This window comes from Gynuella sunshinyii YC6258, assembly GCF_000940805.1.
GTDB classification, from domain to species: domain Bacteria; phylum Pseudomonadota; class Gammaproteobacteria; order Pseudomonadales; family Natronospirillaceae; genus Gynuella; species Gynuella sunshinyii.
Map to the genome: position 1 here is coordinate 1811200 of NZ_CP007142.1, position 19634 is coordinate 1830833.

At 51.6% G+C, this 19634-nt stretch carries 15 protein-coding genes; 4 read left to right on the top strand and 11 right to left on the bottom strand.

Annotated elements, in window-relative coordinates:
- Positions 1–45: 45 nt before the first annotated feature.
- Positions 46–2448: a penicillin-binding protein 1B gene (mrcB, locus tag YC6258_RS08030; protein WP_082070607.1), complete on the top strand. Its 2403-nt coding sequence runs from the start codon at positions 46–48 to the stop codon at positions 2446–2448.
- A 128-nt stretch (positions 2449–2576) separates the two neighbouring features.
- Here mrcB and mgrA read toward each other — a convergent pair whose 3' ends face one another.
- From mgrA to YC6258_RS08100, 11 genes are all read right to left on the bottom strand, one after another.
- The gene (gene mgrA, locus YC6258_RS08035; RefSeq protein ID WP_281176333.1) at positions 2577–3587 is read right to left on the bottom strand and encodes an L-glyceraldehyde 3-phosphate reductase; all 1011 of its coding nucleotides are present in this window, start codon (positions 3585–3587) and stop codon (positions 2577–2579) included.
- A 72-nt stretch (positions 3588–3659) separates the two neighbouring features.
- Entirely contained in the window at positions 3660–4889 is a 1230-nt protein-coding gene (locus tag YC6258_RS08040) for a capsule biosynthesis protein (RefSeq protein ID WP_044616545.1), read from the bottom strand.
- Positions 4886–6934, bottom strand: coding sequence for a capsular polysaccharide biosynthesis protein (locus tag YC6258_RS08045; protein WP_044616546.1), 2049 nt, complete (start codon positions 6932–6934; stop codon positions 4886–4888). Before YC6258_RS08045 ends, YC6258_RS08040 begins: the two co-directional genes overlap by 4 nt.
- 25 nt (positions 6935–6959) lie before the next feature.
- Positions 6960–7913, bottom strand: a complete 954-nt coding sequence (locus YC6258_RS08050; protein ID WP_044616547.1) for a KpsF/GutQ family sugar-phosphate isomerase — start codon at positions 7911–7913, stop codon at positions 6960–6962.
- A gap of 374 nt (positions 7914–8287) precedes the next feature.
- A complete protein-coding gene (gene garD, locus YC6258_RS08065) occupies positions 8288–9844 on the bottom strand; it encodes a galactarate dehydratase (protein WP_044616550.1) in 1557 nt (518 codons plus the stop codon).
- Between the two features lie 49 nt (positions 9845–9893).
- The gene (locus YC6258_RS08070) at positions 9894–10265 is read right to left on the bottom strand and encodes a cyclophilin-like family protein (protein ID WP_044616551.1); all 372 of its coding nucleotides are present in this window, start codon (positions 10263–10265) and stop codon (positions 9894–9896) included.
- Positions 10266–10281: 16 nt separating this feature from the next.
- Positions 10282–11505, bottom strand: coding sequence for a hypothetical protein (locus tag YC6258_RS08075; protein ID WP_052830153.1), 1224 nt, complete (start codon positions 11503–11505; stop codon positions 10282–10284).
- Between the two features lie 12 nt (positions 11506–11517).
- On the bottom strand, positions 11518–13032 hold the full coding sequence (locus tag YC6258_RS08080) for a tripartite tricarboxylate transporter permease (protein ID WP_044616552.1): 1515 nt from the start codon (positions 13030–13032) through the stop codon (positions 11518–11520).
- A gap of 12 nt (positions 13033–13044) precedes the next feature.
- Positions 13045–13482 carry a tripartite tricarboxylate transporter TctB family protein gene (locus YC6258_RS08085; RefSeq protein ID WP_044616553.1) on the bottom strand — a complete coding sequence of 146 codons (438 nt, stop codon included), beginning with the start codon at positions 13480–13482 and terminating at the stop codon, positions 13045–13047.
- Between the two features lie 111 nt (positions 13483–13593).
- Complete coding sequence (locus YC6258_RS08090; protein WP_044616554.1) at positions 13594–14634, bottom strand: type 2 periplasmic-binding domain-containing protein; 1041 nt, start codon at positions 14632–14634, stop codon at positions 13594–13596.
- Between the two features lie 513 nt (positions 14635–15147).
- Entirely contained in the window at positions 15148–16194 is a 1047-nt protein-coding gene (locus tag YC6258_RS08100) for a LacI family DNA-binding transcriptional regulator (protein ID WP_082070608.1), read from the bottom strand.
- Between the two features lie 279 nt (positions 16195–16473).
- Here YC6258_RS08100 and gudD point away from each other — a divergent pair, with 279 nt between their 5' ends.
- The 3 genes from gudD to glxR all read left to right on the top strand — a co-directional run bounded on the left by gudD (position 16474) and on the right by glxR (position 19605).
- Complete coding sequence (gene gudD / locus YC6258_RS08105) at positions 16474–17841, top strand: glucarate dehydratase (RefSeq protein ID WP_245627023.1); 1368 nt, start codon at positions 16474–16476, stop codon at positions 17839–17841.
- Between the two features lie 14 nt (positions 17842–17855).
- Positions 17856–18644: an HpcH/HpaI aldolase family protein gene (locus YC6258_RS08110; RefSeq protein ID WP_044619868.1), complete on the top strand. Its 789-nt coding sequence runs from the start codon at positions 17856–17858 to the stop codon at positions 18642–18644.
- Positions 18645–18723: 79 nt separating this feature from the next.
- A complete protein-coding gene (glxR, locus tag YC6258_RS08115) occupies positions 18724–19605 on the top strand; it encodes a 2-hydroxy-3-oxopropionate reductase (protein WP_044616556.1) in 882 nt (293 codons plus the stop codon).
- Positions 19606–19634 lie beyond the last annotated feature (29 nt).

Below are 19634 nucleotides of genomic sequence, written 5' to 3' on the forward strand. Positions count from 1 at the left end.
CTAATCGTGTAATATGCCCGCTCGTTTGATGGTTGAGATATCCCCTTGGCAAGTAATCCCCGCTTTAACAAAACCCGTAATTCCACGACTAGAAAACCAGCAAAAAAGGCGTCATCCCGAAGCTCAAAACCTGGTAGACGCAGTACCCCAAAAACCCGTAAGGGAAAAACCGGCAGACGGTTTTCCATCTTTGGGTTGCTGCTGAAAGTGGTCATTGTCTTGCTGGCATTGCTAATCTGCTGGACGATTTATCTGAATGCCAGAGTGACCACCGGTTTCAAAGGTAAGCTGTTTGCTGAACCGGCCCGGGTGTTTGCCCGACCACTGGAGTTGTATCAGGGACTGACCATGGCGATGGGGGATCTGGAACAGGAACTGCGGCGGTTGGGATATCGCAAGGTAATCAACCCGGTACGCTCCGGTGAATACTCTATTACCGGCCAGACCATGGAAATGGTTACCCGCCAGTTCACGCATTGGGATGGTGTCAATCCGTCTCAGCATCTTATGCTGGATTTCAATCATGATGGCATCGAACGGGTGGTCAACAATCACGGCGATCCGGCGGTTCTGGCCAGACTGCAACCGCTTCAGATCGGCAGTATCTACCCCGGTCAGAAAGAAGATCGGATTCTGATTCAGATAAGCGATGTTCCGGATGTCTTTGTCAAAGGACTGATCTCCGTTGAGGATCGTAATTATTACCATCACTTTGGCATCTCTCCCACCGGTATACTCAGAGCACTATGGGCTAATGTAAGTTCCGGACATCTTGCCCAGGGAGGCAGTACGCTGACTCAACAACTGGTCAAAAACTATTTCCTCAGCTCAGAACGCTCACTGTGGCGTAAGGGCAATGAGGCGCTCATGGCGATGTTACTGGAGTGGCACTACTCCAAAGACCAGATTCTCGAAGCCTATATGAACGAAGTGTATCTCGCCCAGGATGGTGCCCGGGCGATACATGGTTTTGGCCTCGGAGCGCAGGAATTTTTCGGGGCGCCGTTGCGGGAACTGCGGTTACATCAAATGGCGCTGTTGATCGGCATGATTAAAGGGCCTGCTGTCTATAACCCGATGACTCATCCTGAGCGTGCGCTGGAGCGTCGAAATCTGGTGCTGGACATTATGGCCGACCAGGGGGTGGTAACGGCTGATCAGGCTGGCTGGGCCAAAAAACAGCCGTTGGATATTCGTTCCGGACGTCAGCGTATCCGCTATCCTGCGTTTCTGGATATGGTCCGTCGTCAACTACAGAGTCTTTATCGCCCGGAGGATCTCACCAGTGAGGGATTGAAAATATATACCTCCCTTGATCCACGTATTCAGAGCCGGGCCGAAGAGGTCTTTATCGATCAGCTACAACAGCTGGAAAAAAACTATAAGCTTGATAACGATTTTCTGCAGGGAGCGCTTGTCATCACTCAGCCGGAGTCAGGAGAAGTGCTGGCAATGGTCGGTGGGCGCAGGGTACGTTTTGATGGTTATAACCGGGCTCTGGACAGCCGTCGTCCGGTTGGTTCACTGCTGAAACCAGTGGTTTATCTGACTGCGTTAGAGAATGGCTATACCCTGGCCACCCCCATCGATGACAATACTTTGGTGGTTTCAGGTAAGGATGGATCCGAGTGGCAGCCAACCAATTTTGATCGTCGCAGTCATGGTCAGCCGCTGTTGTTGCAGGCACTGAGTCACTCCTACAACCAGGCGACCGCTCGGCTGGGCATGCAGGTCGGACTCGGAAAATTCATGGCCAATCTGCACGATCTTGGTTTTGAACGGGAAGTTGATGCCTATCCGGCCACATTACTGGGGGCACAGGGGATGAGTCCGCTGGAGGTTGCTAATTTGTATGGCACATTTGCAGCTAACGGCTTCCGCACTCCGGTCAAGTCCATACGTGCTGTCACCACATCTGATGACAGCGTACTGGAAACATTCGATTTCAGTTTTAAACAGGTGGTGGATCCTGTGGATATGGAGCTGCTGCAGTTTGCGTTGCAGGACGTCATGCGTGACGGAACCGGCAAGTATGCTTATCGCCGGCTGGATCCAGAACTGAACCTTGCCGGCAAGACCGGCACCACCAACGATCAGCGCGACAGCTGGTTTGCCGGTTATACTTCTGATTATCTGGCGGTGGTCTGGATCGGTAATGATGATAACAAAATGACGCCGTTAACCGGATCGACTGGTGCTTTGCGGATCTGGACTGAAGTGATGAACGCGATAAAGCCGCAGGCTTATCTGAGTCGTGAGCCGGCGGGTATCGAATGGCAGTGGGTCAATGCCAAAGACGGGCATCGTACCTCCAAAAATTGTCCGGATGCCATTCAGATTCCATTCCGGGAAGGTACCGCTCCGCAAGCCAAAGATGGTTGCGCCGGGCAGGTTACCAAGCCGGTTCAGAACTGGTTTAAACGCTGGTTTGGCGGTAAAAAGAACTGATAGTTCAGATAGCCGTTAAACATTAGAGTCCATCAACAGACATGAACCGCATTAATGCGGTTCATAATGAGCTGTTGTCACAAAAGAGCTAAAGTTCATTTTTTGTTGCGATAGCCGGCTGACAACGGTCAGGCGAGAATGGCGTCAATCTTTGCTAACTCTGCTTCACTGAACAAAAGGTTGTCCAACGCACCCACGCTGTCCTCGATCTGACTGAGGCGACTGGCACCGATAATCGCGCTGGTGACCACCTCGTCGCGTAATACCCAGGCCAGGGCCAGTTGTGCCAGACTTTGGTTCCGGCTGCTGGCGATTTCGTTCAGTTGTCTCACTCTATCCAGCTGGCTGGCCGCTACGTCCTGTTCTGACAGATAGATCTGTTCTTTCCGGGCGGCCCTTGAGTTCTGTGGCACGCCTTGCAGATACTTATCTGTCAGCAGTCCCTGAGCCAGTGGTGAGAACACAATCGAGCCCACCTTGTGGGTGCGCAAAGTGTTGGTCAGGCCGTTCTCGATATGACGATCAAACAGGTTGTAGCGGGGCTGGTGAATCAGCAGTGGTGTACCAAGGTCATTCAAAATGGCAATGGCCTGCTCGGTCTGTTCGGGTGAGTAATTGGAAATCCCCACATACAATGCTTTGCCCGAGCGAACGATAGCATCCAGCGCCCCCATGGTTTCCTCCAGCGGGGTGTCCGGATCGAAGCGATGGCTGTAGAAAATATCAAAATACTCCAGCCCGGTACGTTTCAGGCTCTGATCAATACTGGCAATCAGATATTTACGTGAACCGCCTATGCCGTAAGGGCCGGGCCACATATCGTAACCGGCTTTGGAAGAAATGATCAGTTCGTCCCGATACGGTTTCAGGTCCTCGGCAAAAATGCGTCCAAAGGTCTGCTCGGCTGAGCCATAAGGCGGACCATAGTTGTTGGCCAGATCAAAATGGGTAATACCCAGATCGAACGCCCCACGCAGCATGGCGCGGGCATTTTCCAGTGCGTCCACGGCACCAAAATTCTGCCACAACCCCAGAGATAATGGTGGAAGTTGCACACCACTGGCACCGCAGCGGCGATAGCCCATGTTGTCGTATCTGGTGCGGGAAGGCTGGTATTGTTTGTCAAAAAGGTTTGTCACAGTCGTACTTCTCCTGTCAGGTCTGTGCCCGGTCCGGCAGCTAATCAGCAACCGGATCGTGGCGGACGATCTTTAAGGGCGGGTTTTGGGTGAGTTTGGGAAAATAACTCCGGAATGGAACCCGGCATTTTTGATCTTCTTATAAAAACTGCCATTAAGCTGGGTTCGGGTAATCACATAGTTTCGGACATTTTTATACAGCAGCTTATCCAGGTGAATATTCTCTGTCTGTTGCCAGAAATCATCCAGTGAGCCCTGGTACGTCAGCCCCTCCATGTTATAAAAAGCCCGGCCGCAGGTCTTGGTGGGTGTGCCATGATAAAGCGCCGAAAACCCTACCGTACTGTTGACCACTACTACCCCACGGGCGTGATCAAGTAATGTGGGCAGATGTTGATCATGGATGTAGCGAACCCGGTCAGAGACTCCGGCGCGGTCAGCCAGCCGTTTGATCAGGGTCCGGTAGTTACAGTAACCGCGATCCATCGGGTGATGTTTGAAGACCAACAGAGTATCGGCGGGTGCATGAGCGGCGAACGAGTTCAGTGTCTGCTTGATAAAATGCCGAATATTGATGCAATCCGCGTGAACCGTGATCTGGGAATCGTTAAACACCTGCAAAGGCACCAGGAAAAAGTGATTGCTCCAGTTTTGCACCAGATCGTCCTGCTGACCGCGTTCAAGCCATTTGTACTTCAGTTTGCGCCAGGCGGAGCGAAGCCAGGGCAATGCCTCCAGGATCGTCAACGGGCGATGATGCTTGTAGTGAATAAACCACGGGGCACCAAAGCTGCCAATGGTAAAGTAACAGAAGCCGTACCAGACCATCAGATTGTAGGTTTTAGGAATGGGATGGGTTTGTGCGACCGGTGCCGTCACTTTTTTAAACAGCTCAGGATGTCTGGGAATTTTTGAATGACCGTTAACGCCAGAACGTTCCAGTGTGATGTAGTCGGGCCGAATGTAGCCTTCTTCGAATACGCCGACATCCAGTTCCAGTTTGGTGGCAATTGCATGAGCGGCACGATGGATTGGGCGGCAGTCTCCAAAGAGCAACACCGTATCTATTTTCAGTCGTAGCACAAGATCTTCAAACCACAGTGGCCAGTCGTCCATGGTGCCGCGATAGTTCAGAGCATCCGTGGGATAAAATAGCCAGTCTCCGGCATTGAAATTGATCTTGAATACTTTTGCGCCGACAGCTTTTAAATCTTTTGCAAGAAGACGGAAAAAAGGTCCAATCGGTCCCTGCAGCAACAGAACTCTCTTACCGGAAAAACTCTGAATTCCCGGTGATATCATACTTTCGCTGTCCAGGCGCTGATCAGTACGCGGAGTTTCCGGCCTTGGCGTCGTAGGTAGCCGCGTTGTAATGTTTGCAATCTCCCGTTGTGCTCCAGTGCGGAGCGCTGTTCCACAATTTCTCTTAAAACCGATTCACAACTGGTGTAGCCGTTCAGCGACCAGTCCCAGTAAATCGGATAGCGTAATAGTGAGCCTGCTACCAGTTCATCCAAAGACAGTTTTCGCTGTCTGCGGGTAAAGGCAATTCCGTCACTTTCTTTATCAACCGTCAATCCCCAGCCAGCATAAAAAGGCTGACCATATACTACGACTTTCTTGTTGCGCAAGAGCGCATCGAATCCCGTTAACGATGTCATGGTATGTACTTCATGACAGGCGTCCAGACAACTTACAACGGATGATTCAGTTTCAATATGATCTGCCCATTGAGCTGCCGCTGACATGGCCAAGCGGCCACGCCGATTCAGTGACATCACATCCGGATGCGGTTTATAGACAATAAATGCATCAGGATCAGCAGATCGGGCTGCCTTCAATAAATCCAGATTGGTCTTTACAGTTGTGCATCCATAAAGAATAGATGCATCTGTTTCGACCTGCCCGGGTACCAGTAATATTTTTTTACCCTGACTGTTCCAGTTGACCGGTTTCCGACTCTCAACATTGTATTTGCTGATGCCATGATTGACGATGAAGGCACGCACATTTTGTGCCCGTAACAGTTCTTTGTCATCGAAACGACTATGGCTCAATATGGTTTCAAGGGATGATGGGTAGCGCGGGTCAAAGTACACACCCTGTTCATCGAATACCAAAGACATCGGTCGGATCAGGTCAGACCCTAAACCGACTGAACGAATAAAACCATCCTCAATACGCAAGACTCTGGCGCCCGCGGCTTGGGACAGCTGCTGCAAACCTTCCGGTTCATTCTGTCCCCAGGTCAGCAGACAGTCATCCGGCCGCAGCTGCAGTTTCGCCGCTTTGCTGCAGGTATCGGCAAACAATATCTTTTCCGGATAAAGTGATAACAGCGGTTTCAGGTTGTGAGCCCGCCAGCGGCGCCAGCCAATGACAATCATCCGTCCGGAATATTGGCTCGCCATTTGTCGCTGATGCTGTAGCCAGCGGATGACATCAAGAATCTGTCCGGGTTGGTGAGTATAAGGGTCAAGATAACGGCAGTAATGCAGATACGCCGCGCTGAACAATTCATCGATGGAGCGCTGTCGTACTCTGCGTGGACAATGCTGGCGATCATCGGTAACCCCCCAGCCGGCATACCAGGGGAGCCCAAAACAACTCACGGGTTTGTTCAACAGCAATGCTTCAAATCCCATGGTTGAGCTGACTACATACACTTTATCTGCCTGTTCAATCAGGCTCATGGGATTCACTGACCCGGTTATTTTGATGATTTTGTCGGTGTCTGCGATATCGGTTAAATAACCGGCTTTCTGCCCGGATGAAACTTCCGGATGAGTTTTTATATAAATCGTTGCATCCGGGTTTTCTGTGATAGCAGCCGTCAGCATGGTCTGGAAGGTGCGGGCATCCGCATTGGCCAGAGTCACGCCCATATCACCCCAGGTCTGATCGACCACCAGTATGGCTGGTTGTTTTAGTTTCAGCTGGGTAACGGGGGCATGATTGTACTTACTGAGTTTTAGGCGGCATATTTCCGTTTTAATGTCGAGGCTGTCTGAAGTCAGTAGTGGACGATCAGAGTTCAACAGCTTTTCCAGATCGGAAGAAGTGTTGGCATCGTAATAAATACCGCTGTGATCGATAACCAGCGATAGCGGTGGAAAATGGCTGCCGGTACCAAACGAACGCAACAGTCCGTCTTCCAGGGCAATGAACGGTACATTGAGGCGTTTTGCCGTGGCGCGCGAACGCCGTGTGGAAGGACGTTGTCCCCAGCCAATAATTGCCCGCACTGTCGACGAACGTTGCCAACGTCTGATACGGATAATCCCTTCACCCAGAAAACGGCTCAGGAATGGTATGTTTGCAATGCCTCTGGAAGTCAGTCCCAGCATCGAATGATTTTGTCCGTGCAGCAGATCAGGAATTACTTCGTTGCAGATCGTAAATTTGCAATATACCGCTCACGGTACCTTCATCATTCACCACGACCAGCGCATTGATTTTGTTCTGGTTCATGTATTCCTCGGCCACGGCAAAGCGTTCATTTTCATTGATCGTCTTGGGATTTGATGTCATGACTTCCGAGGCCAGCAGGGCCAGAGGATTATCGTTGAGCTCGAGGGTGCGTCGGACATCGCCATCAGTGATGATGCCACGCAAAGATGCTCCATTCATTATCAGCGCGACACCCAGACGCCCTTCTGTCATGACATGTACGACTTCACGGAATGTGGCCTCCGGAGAACAGACCGGCAGTGATCGACTGTGCATAATATCCTTGACCCGGGTTAACAATCGGCGACCAAGGTTGCCTCCCGGATGAAAACGGGCAAAATCCTCCGGTTGGAAATTTTTCAGTGACGAAAGCGTCACTGCCAGAGCATCACCCATAACCAGGGTGGCTGTTGTGGAGGAGGTGGGGGCAAGGTTGTTACTACAGGCTTCACGATCAACGGAAATATCCAGCACGGTATCGGCGTGTCTGGCCAGGGTAGAGTCCGGATTACCGGTCATGGCTATAACCGCATTTTGCTGATATTCCAGAAATGACAGCAGACGAATCACTTCTTCGGTCTCGCCACTGTTGGAAATTAACAGCGCAACATCCATGGGACGGATCATTCCCAGATCGCCATGAAACGCTTCGCCAGGATGCACAAAGAAAGAGGGCGTTCCGGTAGATGCAAGTGTCGCTGCAATCTTATGTCCGACAATGCCTGACTTGCCCATTCCCACTACAACAACCCGCCCTCGTGACTGCTGAACAATTTCGACTGCTTTTTCGAAGCGCTGATCCAGACGTTTATTCATACTGGTCAATGCGTCGATTTCGGTACTGATGACGTTACGTGCAGTCTCCAGAATGTCCATAGAAGTTCCTGTGCCGATAATAGAAAAAATTGGCGTGAATGATTCCGTTAAACGACTTCGGGATCAAGTGTTCTCTTATATAATCTCAGGGGTTGTTGTTTTTTTGTTCAGTGGCTGTGCGAATGACAGCCATTTGCAGAAGATGAGTGATGGATATCTGCTGTACGGGACGTTCACACAGATGATTTCAATCAAGTGATAATGAGTGAGAAAGTCTCTCAGCATCGAACTGATTTTTTCCTGCGGACCGCCGGATCATGGCTGAGCCGGTTAACATTTTTATGGCCAGAGATAAGTATGGCAAATAATCGGTTACGATAGTTGCTGTATTAAATATGTCTGGCCGGGCCAGAAACCATGCTGAGCTGGCCAAGTCAGGTAACCGGTGCCGGATTGAACAGCACCAGATCATTAAATATTCCCAGCCGATCTGCTGCTGTCTGCTCGCGACCACTGGCAACATCCAGCATCTTGTGAAAGATCTGCCAGCCGACCTGCTCGATGCTGGACTCTCCGGTAGCGATAGTCCCGGCGTCGATATCGATCAGATCGTACCATTGTTTTGCCAGCCGGGAGTTGGTGGCTACTTTGATCACTGGAGCCATCGGCAGGTTATAGGGGGTGCCGCGGCCAGTGGTAAACACGTGGATGTTCATACCGGCCGCCAGTTGTAATGTTCCGCAGATAAAGTCACTGGCTGGGGTGGCCGCAAATGTCAGGCCTTTCTTGCGAATACGTTCTCCGGGAGCAATGACATCGACAATGGCCGAACTGCCGGATTTAATGATTGAACCCATGGCTTTTTCGACAATATTGGCCAGACCGCCACGTTTATTGCCAGGAGTGGTATTGGCGCTACGGTCGGTACGACCAGTGTGCAGATATTCATCAAACCAGGCCATTTCCCGCAACAGTGCTTGGCCGGTTTCCTGATCTGCCACTCTGGGAGTCAGCAGGTGGATAGCGTCTCTGACTTCGGTGACTTCAGAAAACATAACGCTGCCACCGGCACGAACGATCAGGTCGGCCGCAAAACCCACTGCCGGGTTAGCGGTCAGGCCTGATAATGCATCACTGCCTCCGCACTGTACGCCAACCACCAGCTCAGCAGCCGGACATGGTTCTCGCCGGCGTTGATTTAGCCGCTGCAGATGTTGTTCAGCCAGCGCGAGGATTCCCTCAATCATGCCGCCAAAACCGAGCAGCTGTTCATCCTGCAGCGATAGTATGGATACTGTCGAGGCTTCAGAGCCAGGCTCTCGTATCTGGCTGCGAGCCTTTAGCAGTTGATCCGGCTGCAGCTTTTCACAACCTAGCCCCAGTACCATGATTTCGTCGCCGAAATTTGGATTGCGCATGAGATTCTGGAGCGTACGAATCGGCACGATAGCGGCCGGTGCATTGATTGCCACACCGCAGCCATAGCTGTGAGTCAGGCCCACGATGTCGTCGACATTTGGGTAGTGGGGCAACAGTTTTTGCCGGATCTGTTGGACAACGTATTCTGTAACACCAGCCACGCATTGTACGCTGGTGGTAATCGCCAATACATTGCGGGTGCCGACACTGCCATCACGATTGCGATAACCTTCAAAGCTATAACCCTCGAGTGCCGCAGCGGGTGTCGATGTACGTGTGGCAATCGGCAGGTCCGCCAGTGCCGGTGGTTCCGGCATGCGCAGATCCGCTTCTTTGACCCAGGCACCCGGTGCAATCGTAGTTGTGGCATAGCCGATGATTTCGCCATAGCGAATCACCGGTTGATCCAGAGGTATCTGCCGGATCGCAACTTTATGACCCTGGGGTATATGTTCTAGCAATATCGTCCCATCCACCAGCTGGCACCCGACGTCGAGACCGCCGTCATGAACGATGACGGCAACATTGTCATTCTGATGCACTTGTATGGATAAGCAGAGCGACGCGGACATGTAATGAGTTCTCCTGAGTTTCTGACTGTATCTTTCCGGCCACACTGGCTCAGACCGGTTCTATGCGAATGGGATTGTGCTGATTGATGGATCGCAGCAACTCCGGGTTGCCGTCAATATGACCCAGAATATTGGCGGCGCTGATCAGCCGGCATTCATTGGAGCTTGAAATGGGGGTGGGGCCGAATAACAGAGCCAGGGCGTTTCCCTCCAGCCAGAAGCAGACTGCACCTTTATCCACTACCGTGCTGGCATCGGCCTCCGGTGCGACAGTAAACGGCACCTGACAATACACTTCGTCGCCCCAGATATTGGCTGTACTTTGTATTGGTCGTGCAGCCAGCAGTGCTTTGGCACTGATGGTATCGCGCAAAGTGATCGTCACTTGGCCGCTGGGCCAGAAGATGCGGATAGCAGACATGGCAATGGGTTCCCGATCAGTGATGAGTTAATGGTCTTGCGGAATGTCCGCGCAGTCGTTCTGAAGGTAGATTGACCCGCATACGTTCAATGCGATGATGATCACCAATGAACAATGTCGCTCTGGCTTCATCGGCCAGAGTGGTCAGCATATGGCGGGTAATACGCTCGTACAGGCCGATAAACGCCACTACTTTCTCGGGGTTCATAGCTCCCAGCCCGGTGGTCGTCCGCCCTTGCTCGATTGCCTCCTGGAGGCGTTGGCGCAGATGTTGTTCCTGCAATTCACGGTTACGGTATACGTCTTCCATGCTGCGAACCTGAATGACCAGCAGGTCATCCAATAGCTCAAACAACTCCTGGTAAGTGGTGCTCAATTGGCGGTTAACTTCCTGACGCCAGGTGCCATCGGCATCTTCGGTTTTTTCCCGCTGATTGACTGGTACTGTCAGATCTTCACTGTTCTGCGGGGTGGCACCGACACACCAACCTTCGAATAACACCACGTCAACCTTTCCTGTAATAACCGGCCAAAGGCTTTCGGGCAGTCGGTCGCCGGCGCCGTGACGGGCCATTTTGTCAAACTGCGGCAGTGGCACGGACTGATGGTCGGCATTAAACATCAGGTTTCGGATGGTGGTTAATGCCAGCTGGGTATCATGTGTGCCAGGCACCGATCGGATCGCAAACAGCGGGTGAACCTGAGCGGCCATCTGCTGGCGCTGATGGTAGGTTTTATACACGTCATCGATGGAAAAACCGGCCACGTTTTTGCCGAACCCGCGGGTCAGGATGATCTGTAAAAAAGCATTGATGGTGGTTTTGCCTGAGCCCTGGCTGCCATTGATGCCAATGACTGCCGCTCGTTGCTCGCGGGCCTGTATCTGTTCGCTGCGCAGCGCTATAAAGCGGGCCAGTGGCAGGTAGCAGATAAAGGTTTCCGGTAGTAGTGATGCCTGTATATTCAGGCTGTTCTTATGAGCCTGGAGAGCCGGATAACAGCGTTGCAGAATCATCAGTCGTTCGATCAGCTCGGCGATGGAGCCGCTGTCTTCTGCTCCCAAGTGTGTCAGTACTTCGTTCGTCAATGGCTCACGTGCCAGCAGGGAATACAGGGTATCAGCAGTGGCATACAGGTTTCCGTGTTGTAGCCCCTGTTGCAGGATGGGTTCCATTGCCGAAAACAGATCCGGATCAATCATGGCAGACACGTTGCCATATGTGGCTGGATTGTTTGTCATGGTTGATACCTGTCAGGCCTGAGCAGTGGCAGTGGACAGTCGAGCCTTTCGGGCCTTGACTGCCTGGTAGATGGAGAAGCCGACGGAAAGAGCAATCAGCAACCAGAGCACAATTGCCATTGGGCTTTTGGTGAAGAAAATGGAATAAGTGCCAAAGGATTCCAGTGATTTCACAAAGTAGACTTCTGCCTGCCCGCCGAGAATAAAACCGATGACCAGGGGGGCGATTTCAATACCAATTTTGGAAGCAGCATAACCACCGATACCAAATAGCAGCAGCGTCCAGACATCAAACATGACGCCATAGTTAATGGCGTAGGCACCGACAACACACATCATCATGATGATCGGATAGAGCAGGTACTTGGGTACCATCACCACTTTGGCGATGTATTTGATCGCAAAGAACATGATCGCAAACATGGCCAGGTTGGCGAAGAGCAGCGCTACCATCATGGTATTCCAGGTATCCAGATTCTCGCCGATGAACAATGGGCCGACCTGAATTCCCTGCAGGGTGAATGCACCGATCAGAACGGCCGTTGTGGAGTCTCCCGGAATGCCAAGTGACAATAATGGAATCAGCGCACCACCGGTCAGGCCGTTATTGGCGGATTCGGAGGCGACGACACCGTTGGCAATACCGGTACCCATTTGATCGGAATCTTTGGAGAAGTTTTTTTCCTGGGTGTAGGACAACACCGATGCGGCACTGCCTCCCACACCCGGCAGCATGCCGATGAAGGTACCAATCAGCCCGGAACGAATCAGATTTGTTTTCTGGTTTCGAAAGACGTTGAAAGAGAATTTTTTACCGGATTTTAACGATACTTTCATATCAGCAGCGTTTTCTTTGATGCCTTTTTCGGCTTCTTCCAAAATGGCAGCAACACCAAACAGACCGATCAGTACTGGTAGCAGGGAAAAGCCGGAAGCCAGATAAGGTTCCATGAAATCAGCCATCAATCGGGTCTCGCCATTGCCGCCCACCGAGGTATCGTATGTGCCGATTAATGACAACCAGATGCCAATTAGACCGCTAAACAGACCCATCATCATGCTTTTGGACAACGAAGCGATAACGGTCAGTGCCAGCAGAATAATCAGAAATTTTTCAACGAACGAAAACTTGATTGCCACATCTGCCAGCAGTGGTGCAAAACAAAACAGGATCAGGGCGCTGAGCAGACCACCGAACAGTGACGAAACGATGCCGATTTTCAATGCCCGTTCACCTTCACCTTTGAGGGTCATGGGATAGCCGTCAAACGTGGTGGTGATCGAAGAGGGAGTGCCTGGTATGTTCAACAGAATGGCGGGTACCAGTCCACCCGAAATACCTCCGACATACAGTCCGATTAACAGGGCCAGCCCTTGGTTCAGGTCAAGCGCATAAGTGAGCGGCAGGCAGACGGCCACGGCCATGGTGGCCGTCATACCGGGAATGGCACCAAAAATAATCCCGATGGCCACACCAAAAAAGGCCAGAAAAAAATACATGGGAGTCAGAGCTGTCAAGAATTCCACGATCAAAATTCCTCAGGGCAGGGTGATGTAAAACAAACGGGCCAGAATGAACCAGACAATAACCGGGGCCAGTATCGAGGTGGCTGTAACGTATAGCAGGTGACGCCGGTCGCGTTGATGGAGATACAGTAATGACAGCAGGAACATATAAGGGATGGAGGTCAGCAGAAATCCCATGCCGGTATTGGGAAACAGGTCACCAACGACTTGCATCATCACGAAGTAAAGAATGGTCAGCATCAAGGTGCCGAAAAAGCGCACCAGATCAAGCGGACCGGACACAAAGGGCAAAGAGCGGGTTCCGGACCGTACCTCCCGGAGATACGGAATGCCCTGATAAACCATGATCAGAAGGAACATGATAAGCAGCAGCCATTCGATAATTCTGGGGAAGAACAGATGGGACTGGTCGAACTCAATCACCACAGAGAAAATACCAGACGTATTCATTCAGATAACCTCATATCCACGTTAACAGGAGACAGGCAGTCCTCGACCGGATATCTCCGGAAATATGTACAAGCGGACAGCGCTGCCTCAAACAGACAGCGCAAACAGCTCTTACTGTAGAGAGTCTATGATCTTTTCGTATTGATCCATTTTGTTCTTAAGATAGGCTTCGGCTTCCTGAGAAGGCATGAAGTTGGGAATAAAGAAGGTACGTTTCTGGGTTTTCTGGATTTTGCCTTCAGCAAAAATCTCCGTTAGCGCTTTGTCGAGCCGGGCCACCAGCGCTTCGTCCATATCTTTATTAAACAGGAAGAAAAACTCCTTATCGAAAGTAAAGTTCCTGCTGCCATCCTGAGTGACATTGACGTTCGGGTCGACGTACTCCAGTAACATGTCACGGTTGGTTTCACCCAGACCTTCGGGATTGGCCTGTTCAATGGTTTTCTTGCGTGCTGTCAGCCAGATAAAGCGCATGGCTTTTTGATCGTTTGCCGGCAAACGGGTGTACTGCTCGTTGCCCTGAACCGAACCATTGATGAGATCGGCCAGACCATCAAACATGGCCTGGTTTTTATCGGATTGGGAGCCGCGGTTTACCGCTACCATACAACTCTCTTTGCCGGGATGTTGGATGTGGATAGCATTTTTCAGAGCGCTGTAGCCGATTTCAGAAACGCCCCCAGGCTGAATGGCCACCCGGATGGTCGTGCCATCGGCACAGGCAGTCATCATTTCATCGACGGTTTTGTAAGCGGAGTTCTTGGCAACCAGATAGGCATTGCCTGGATTAATCGCAATTGTGGGACCGATCCGATAAGCCTCGAACGGATTTTCATAGCCTTTCTGTTTGTACAAATACCCCAGGTAAGCCTGATCGTGGAAGATCATGATCGTGCTGCCATTGGAAATTCGCTTCAAAGTATTAAACGCTGCAGTAGCACCAACGGCATCGACTTTTACGTTAATACCCAGTTTTTGGGCCAGAGCTTCGGCCACTATGGATGAATTCTGATAGGTATCGCCACCGGTTGAGGTGGAACCGATGACAATACGCAGGTTTCGGGGAAATTGTGCGGCGGCGAGAACATTCGCACTCAACATGGTCAACAGGGTTGTGGTCACCAGGGCGACAGCAATTATTGTTTTTTTCATTACGGCGTCTCCTCACTTTGCAGTGTGGTAAGCATGGTTAGCGGAGCCAGGGAGTCTTTGAAAAACGGCCTGTTTTCCCGCAGGTGTTGTCAGCTTCGGTTTCAAATCCCCATTTACGTCAGTAAATGGCGGTTTTGGCTGGCCTGTATCAAAACTATGCCTGTTTTTTAAGCGATTTCCTGGTATCCCGGATAAGAAACCCAGGCAGCACATCATCATTTGTTTTGTTTGTTAATGATAGCGCTGTCATTTTGAAAAACTATCAGTCGTCATTCGGGCTGTCAAGAAATTATTTGATGCCGGAGCTGTTATCAAACGGTCTTCAGAAAGCCTTGAAAAATGCTAAAAAACTACAATAAAAACCAATTAAATCAATTGGTTATAAAGAAATGAAAAGAACCCGCCTGAAGGCGGGAGGGCAGTAGCGTGATTGAGGAAAAATGCCGGTCGACAAGGAATGTGAGCGCAACATTACACCTTTGAGTGGTAACGGAAACATTTTGTAAGCGATGCTTAGGTGGTTTCCCGTTCAATGATTTCGAAGCCGACATCAATCACATGTTCTTTCAGTTCCTGTTGTGCAATGCGGGCCAGCAAAATGTTGGCAGCAATGCTGCCCATGCGTGAGCGGTCAATACGGACGGTCGTCAGGGCCGGATAGGTATCCACGGCAAAGTTCTGATCCCCGAAACCGATGATGGCAAGCTCCTGGGGCACCTTGATGCCACGAGATTGCGCCTCGATCAGGGCGCCGTGGGCAAGAATATCCGAGCTGCACCAGATGACTCCATGACGGAAGCCCTTGTCCAGCAAGCTGGCCAGACCGCTACGGCCCCGATGCAGATTGGTCGGGACCGATACTTCACTGCGCAGCACATCTTCTATGCCGTGCATTTCAAGGCGATTGATCATGACTTTTTCCCGAAACCGGGCCCGCCGATCGCTGGCGATAATCGTGCCGACATGCTGGTAGCCTTTGCTGGCGATGAAATCCGCGACGGCAACACCGATGCGCTCATGGGAAAACCCGACAACTGTGTCCAGTGGCGTGGGCGTCAGATCCCAGGTTTCCACCAGTGGAATATTGGCTGCCAGTAACAGACGCCGGCAATCTGCCGAATGATTGACCCCGGTCAGTAAAATGCCATCCGGTCGGCGGCTGAGTACGGTAGAGATAAGCTTCTGTTCACTCTGTTCAGGATATCCGGATTCGCCAAGCAGTACCTGGTAGCCCGATTCATTCAGGGAATTGCTGAAGTATTGGATGGTTTCTGCATACACCAGATTGGTGATGGACGGAATGATGGCTGCAATTAACCGGGTTCGCCGGGATGCCAGCCCGCCCGCCAGCAAGTTGGGCACATAACCCGTCTGGCTGATGGCACGGTTAACCTTTTCAAGGGTTTTAGTAGCGACTTTGTCCGGGTAATTCAGCGCTCTGGACACCGTAATGGTGGAAACGCCAGCCAGCCTGGCAACGTCTGCCAGAGTAACGGAGTCATTGCTGTTGCGAGTGGCTGAACGGCCGGCCGGGTCCTGGGGGGTGTTGTATTCCGTCAAATGATTTCCTCACAAGAAAATGTTGCCGATGAAAAGGCTAACACTATTTCGTAACAACACAATCTTTGGGAGCCAGAAATAGTCCATCTTTTTATCATCCTTATTAACTAACCACGTCCATTTCCATCGATTTTAGTCGTCTTTTTATCTTCTGGTTGTGAAAAATAAAACCTTGACAAACTTAATGACAGCGCTAACATTTTCGGCAAAAGTATCCGTCAGGATCGGAATGATTTCCTGATTGTTTGCTTTTGTACTCTCTGTGAATAAGGAGCGACCTTGAATACAACAACAATATCACCCGTCGACTCTGTACTAGCCAAGACATCGCCTGTCGTGACTGAGATGCAGGTCATCCCCGTAGCCGGACACGACAGCATGCTGCTGAATCTGAGTGGTGCCCACGGTCCGTTTTTTACCCGTAACATTGTGATTTTGAAGGACAATGCCGGCCATATTGGTGCTGGTGAAGTGCCCGGTGGCGAAAAGATTCGCCAGACTCTGGAAGATGCCAGGGCCCTGGTAGAAGGGCGTTCGGTTGGAAACTATCTGGCCATTCTGAATGATGTGCGTAGCCGGTTTGCCGATCGGGACGCCGGTGGTCGTGGGCTGCAGACTTTTGATCTGCGCATCACGATTCATACCGTTACCGCACTGGAGGCCGCATTACTGGATCTGCTCGGACAAGCACTCGGTGTTCCGGTGGCAGCATTACTGGGTGACGGTCAGCAGCGTGAACAAGTGAAGATGCTCGGTTATCTGTTTTACATTGGTGATCGTAATAAGACCGATCTTGCCTATCGAAATGAGACCACATCAACTTCTGACTGGTTTCGCTTGCGTCACGAAGTGGCCATGGATACTGACTCAGTTGTGCGATTGGCTGAAGCGGCACACGAGCAATACGGCTTTGAGGATTTCAAACTCAAAGGCGGAGTGCTCGCCGGCGAGCAGGAGATCGAAACGGTTACGGCGCTGGCCAAACGATTCCCGAAAGCCCGGATCACGCTCGATCCCAATGGTGCCTGGTCATTGGCAGAGGCCATTCGCCTGTGTTCCGGACAGCACGATGTACTGGCGTATGCAGAAGACCCCTGTGGTGCTGAGCAGGGCTTCTCCGGCCGGGAAATTCTGTCGGAATTCCGCCGCGCCACCGGCTTGCCCACTGCCACCAACATGATCGCCACCGATTGGCGTCAGATGGGGCATTCGATCATGTTGCAGGCGGTCAATATACCGCTGGCAGACCCACATTTCTGGACCATGCAGGGTTCGGTCCGGGTGGCGCAGATGTGTCATGAATGGGGTCTGACCTGGGGGTCACATTCCAATAACCATTTTGATATTTCGCTGGCTATGTTTACCCATGTTGCCGCCGCCGCGCCAGGCAATATTACCGCTATTGATACCCATTGGATCTGGCAGGACGGCCAGCGTTTGACGCGTGAACCGTTATTGATTCGGAACGGTTTGATCAATGTACCGAAACGTCCCGGACTCGGTATTGAGCTGGATATGGAGCAGATTCAGCGGGGACATGAACTTTATAAACAGCAGGGCCTGGGAGCCCGCGACGATGCCGTGGCCATGCAGTATCTGATTCCCGGCTGGACATTCGACAATAAAAAACCATGTATGGTTCGGTAATCGAAGAGGTAATGATGAGAGCAAACAAACTCAGGCAGATCTGGGCTGAAGGCAATGCTGTCGTGAATGGCTGGCTGGCCATTCCCAACTCCTTTTCTGCAGAAACAATGGCCCATCAGGGCTGGGACTCGCTGACAATAGACCTGCAGCACGGGGTGAACGATTACCTGGCTGCGGTGAACATGCTCACTGCCATTTCGACAACCGATACGGTGCCGGTGGTACGGGTGCCCTGGCTTGATCCGGGTATTCTCATGAAGATGCTGGATGCCGGAGCCTATGGGGTGATCTGTCCAATGATCAATACTGCGGAGGATGCCGAAAAACTGGTGGCCTCTACTCATTATCCGCCGCGTGGTACCCGTAGTTTCGGGCCTATACGGGCGTTTCTCTATGGCGGGCAGGATTATCCAGACCATGCCAACGATACCATTGTCACTTTTGCCATGATCGAAACCCGGCAGGGGCTGGACAATCTTGAAGAAATTCTCAAGGTCGATGGCCTGGATGCCATTTACATTGGTCCTTCCGACCTATCACTGGCGCTGGGCTGTAAGCCGACCTTCGATGATGTTGAACCGCCGGTGGTGGAGGCTATCGAATACATTCTGGCCAAGTGTCAGGAGCGTGGTCTGGTCGCCGGAATCCATAATGGCACCCCGGAATTCGCCTTAAAACGGGTCGCCATGGGGTTTCAGTTTGTCACCATTTCCTCTGATGCAAGACTGATGGCAGCCGGGGCCCAGCAGGTACTGGGCAGGATGCATCAGGGCATGGGATCTGGCGGAAGCGGCGGTTATTGAGCTGAAAAGCGGTGGCAAAGCGATGCTGAGATGGTCCGCCGCTTTGTCCCATTCATGACACGATTATGAGGCAAATATTATGAGTAAACTTGGATTCATTGGTCTGGGCATCATGGGAACTCCGATGGCCGGCCACCTTCTGCGTGCCGGTCATGAGGTATTCCTGAATACCACCAGAGAGGTTCCCGCAGACCTTATCGCAGCCGGTGGCAAACCCTGCGCCTGCGGACGTGAAGTGGCAGAAAAGGCTGATGTTATTTTTATTATGGTTCCCGATACGCCACATGTTGAGGCGGTATTGTTTGCTGCCGGCGGAGTGACCGAAGGTTTGTCGGCTGGAAAAATCGTCGTTGATATGAGTTCCATCTCTCCTCTGGCAACCAAAGAATTTGCCCGCAAGGTGAATGACCTGGGCTGTCAGTACCTTGACGCACCGGTTTCCGGCGGTGAAGTCGGTGCCACCAATGGTACCTTGTCGATTATGGTCGGTGGCTCGCAGGAGACTTTTGATGCCATCAAACCGCTGTTTGAACTGATGGGTCAAAACATTACCCTGGTGGGTGGCAATGGCGATGGTCAGACTGCCAAAGTGGCCAACCAGATTATTGTGGCCTTAAATATCGAAGCCGTCGGTGAAGCATTGGTGTTTGCCGCCAAAGCCGGAGCTGATCCGGCTAAAGTACGTTCTGCGCTGATGGGCGGGTTTGCCTCTTCCAAGATCCTGGAAGTACATGGCGAGCGAATGGTGAAACGGACCTTTGATCCGGGATTCCGCATCTCTCTGCACCAGAAAGACCTGAACCTGGCCCTGAGCAGCGCTCGTGAGTTGGGGGTTTCCCTGCCGAATACTGCCACTGCACAGGAGTTATTTAATGCCTGTAGTGCCCATGGTGGTTCCAACTGGGATCATTCCGCCATGATCAGAGCATTGGAAACACTGGCCAACTACCAAATCAGCTGATTACACAGTACTTAACCCGGCGGGCATTT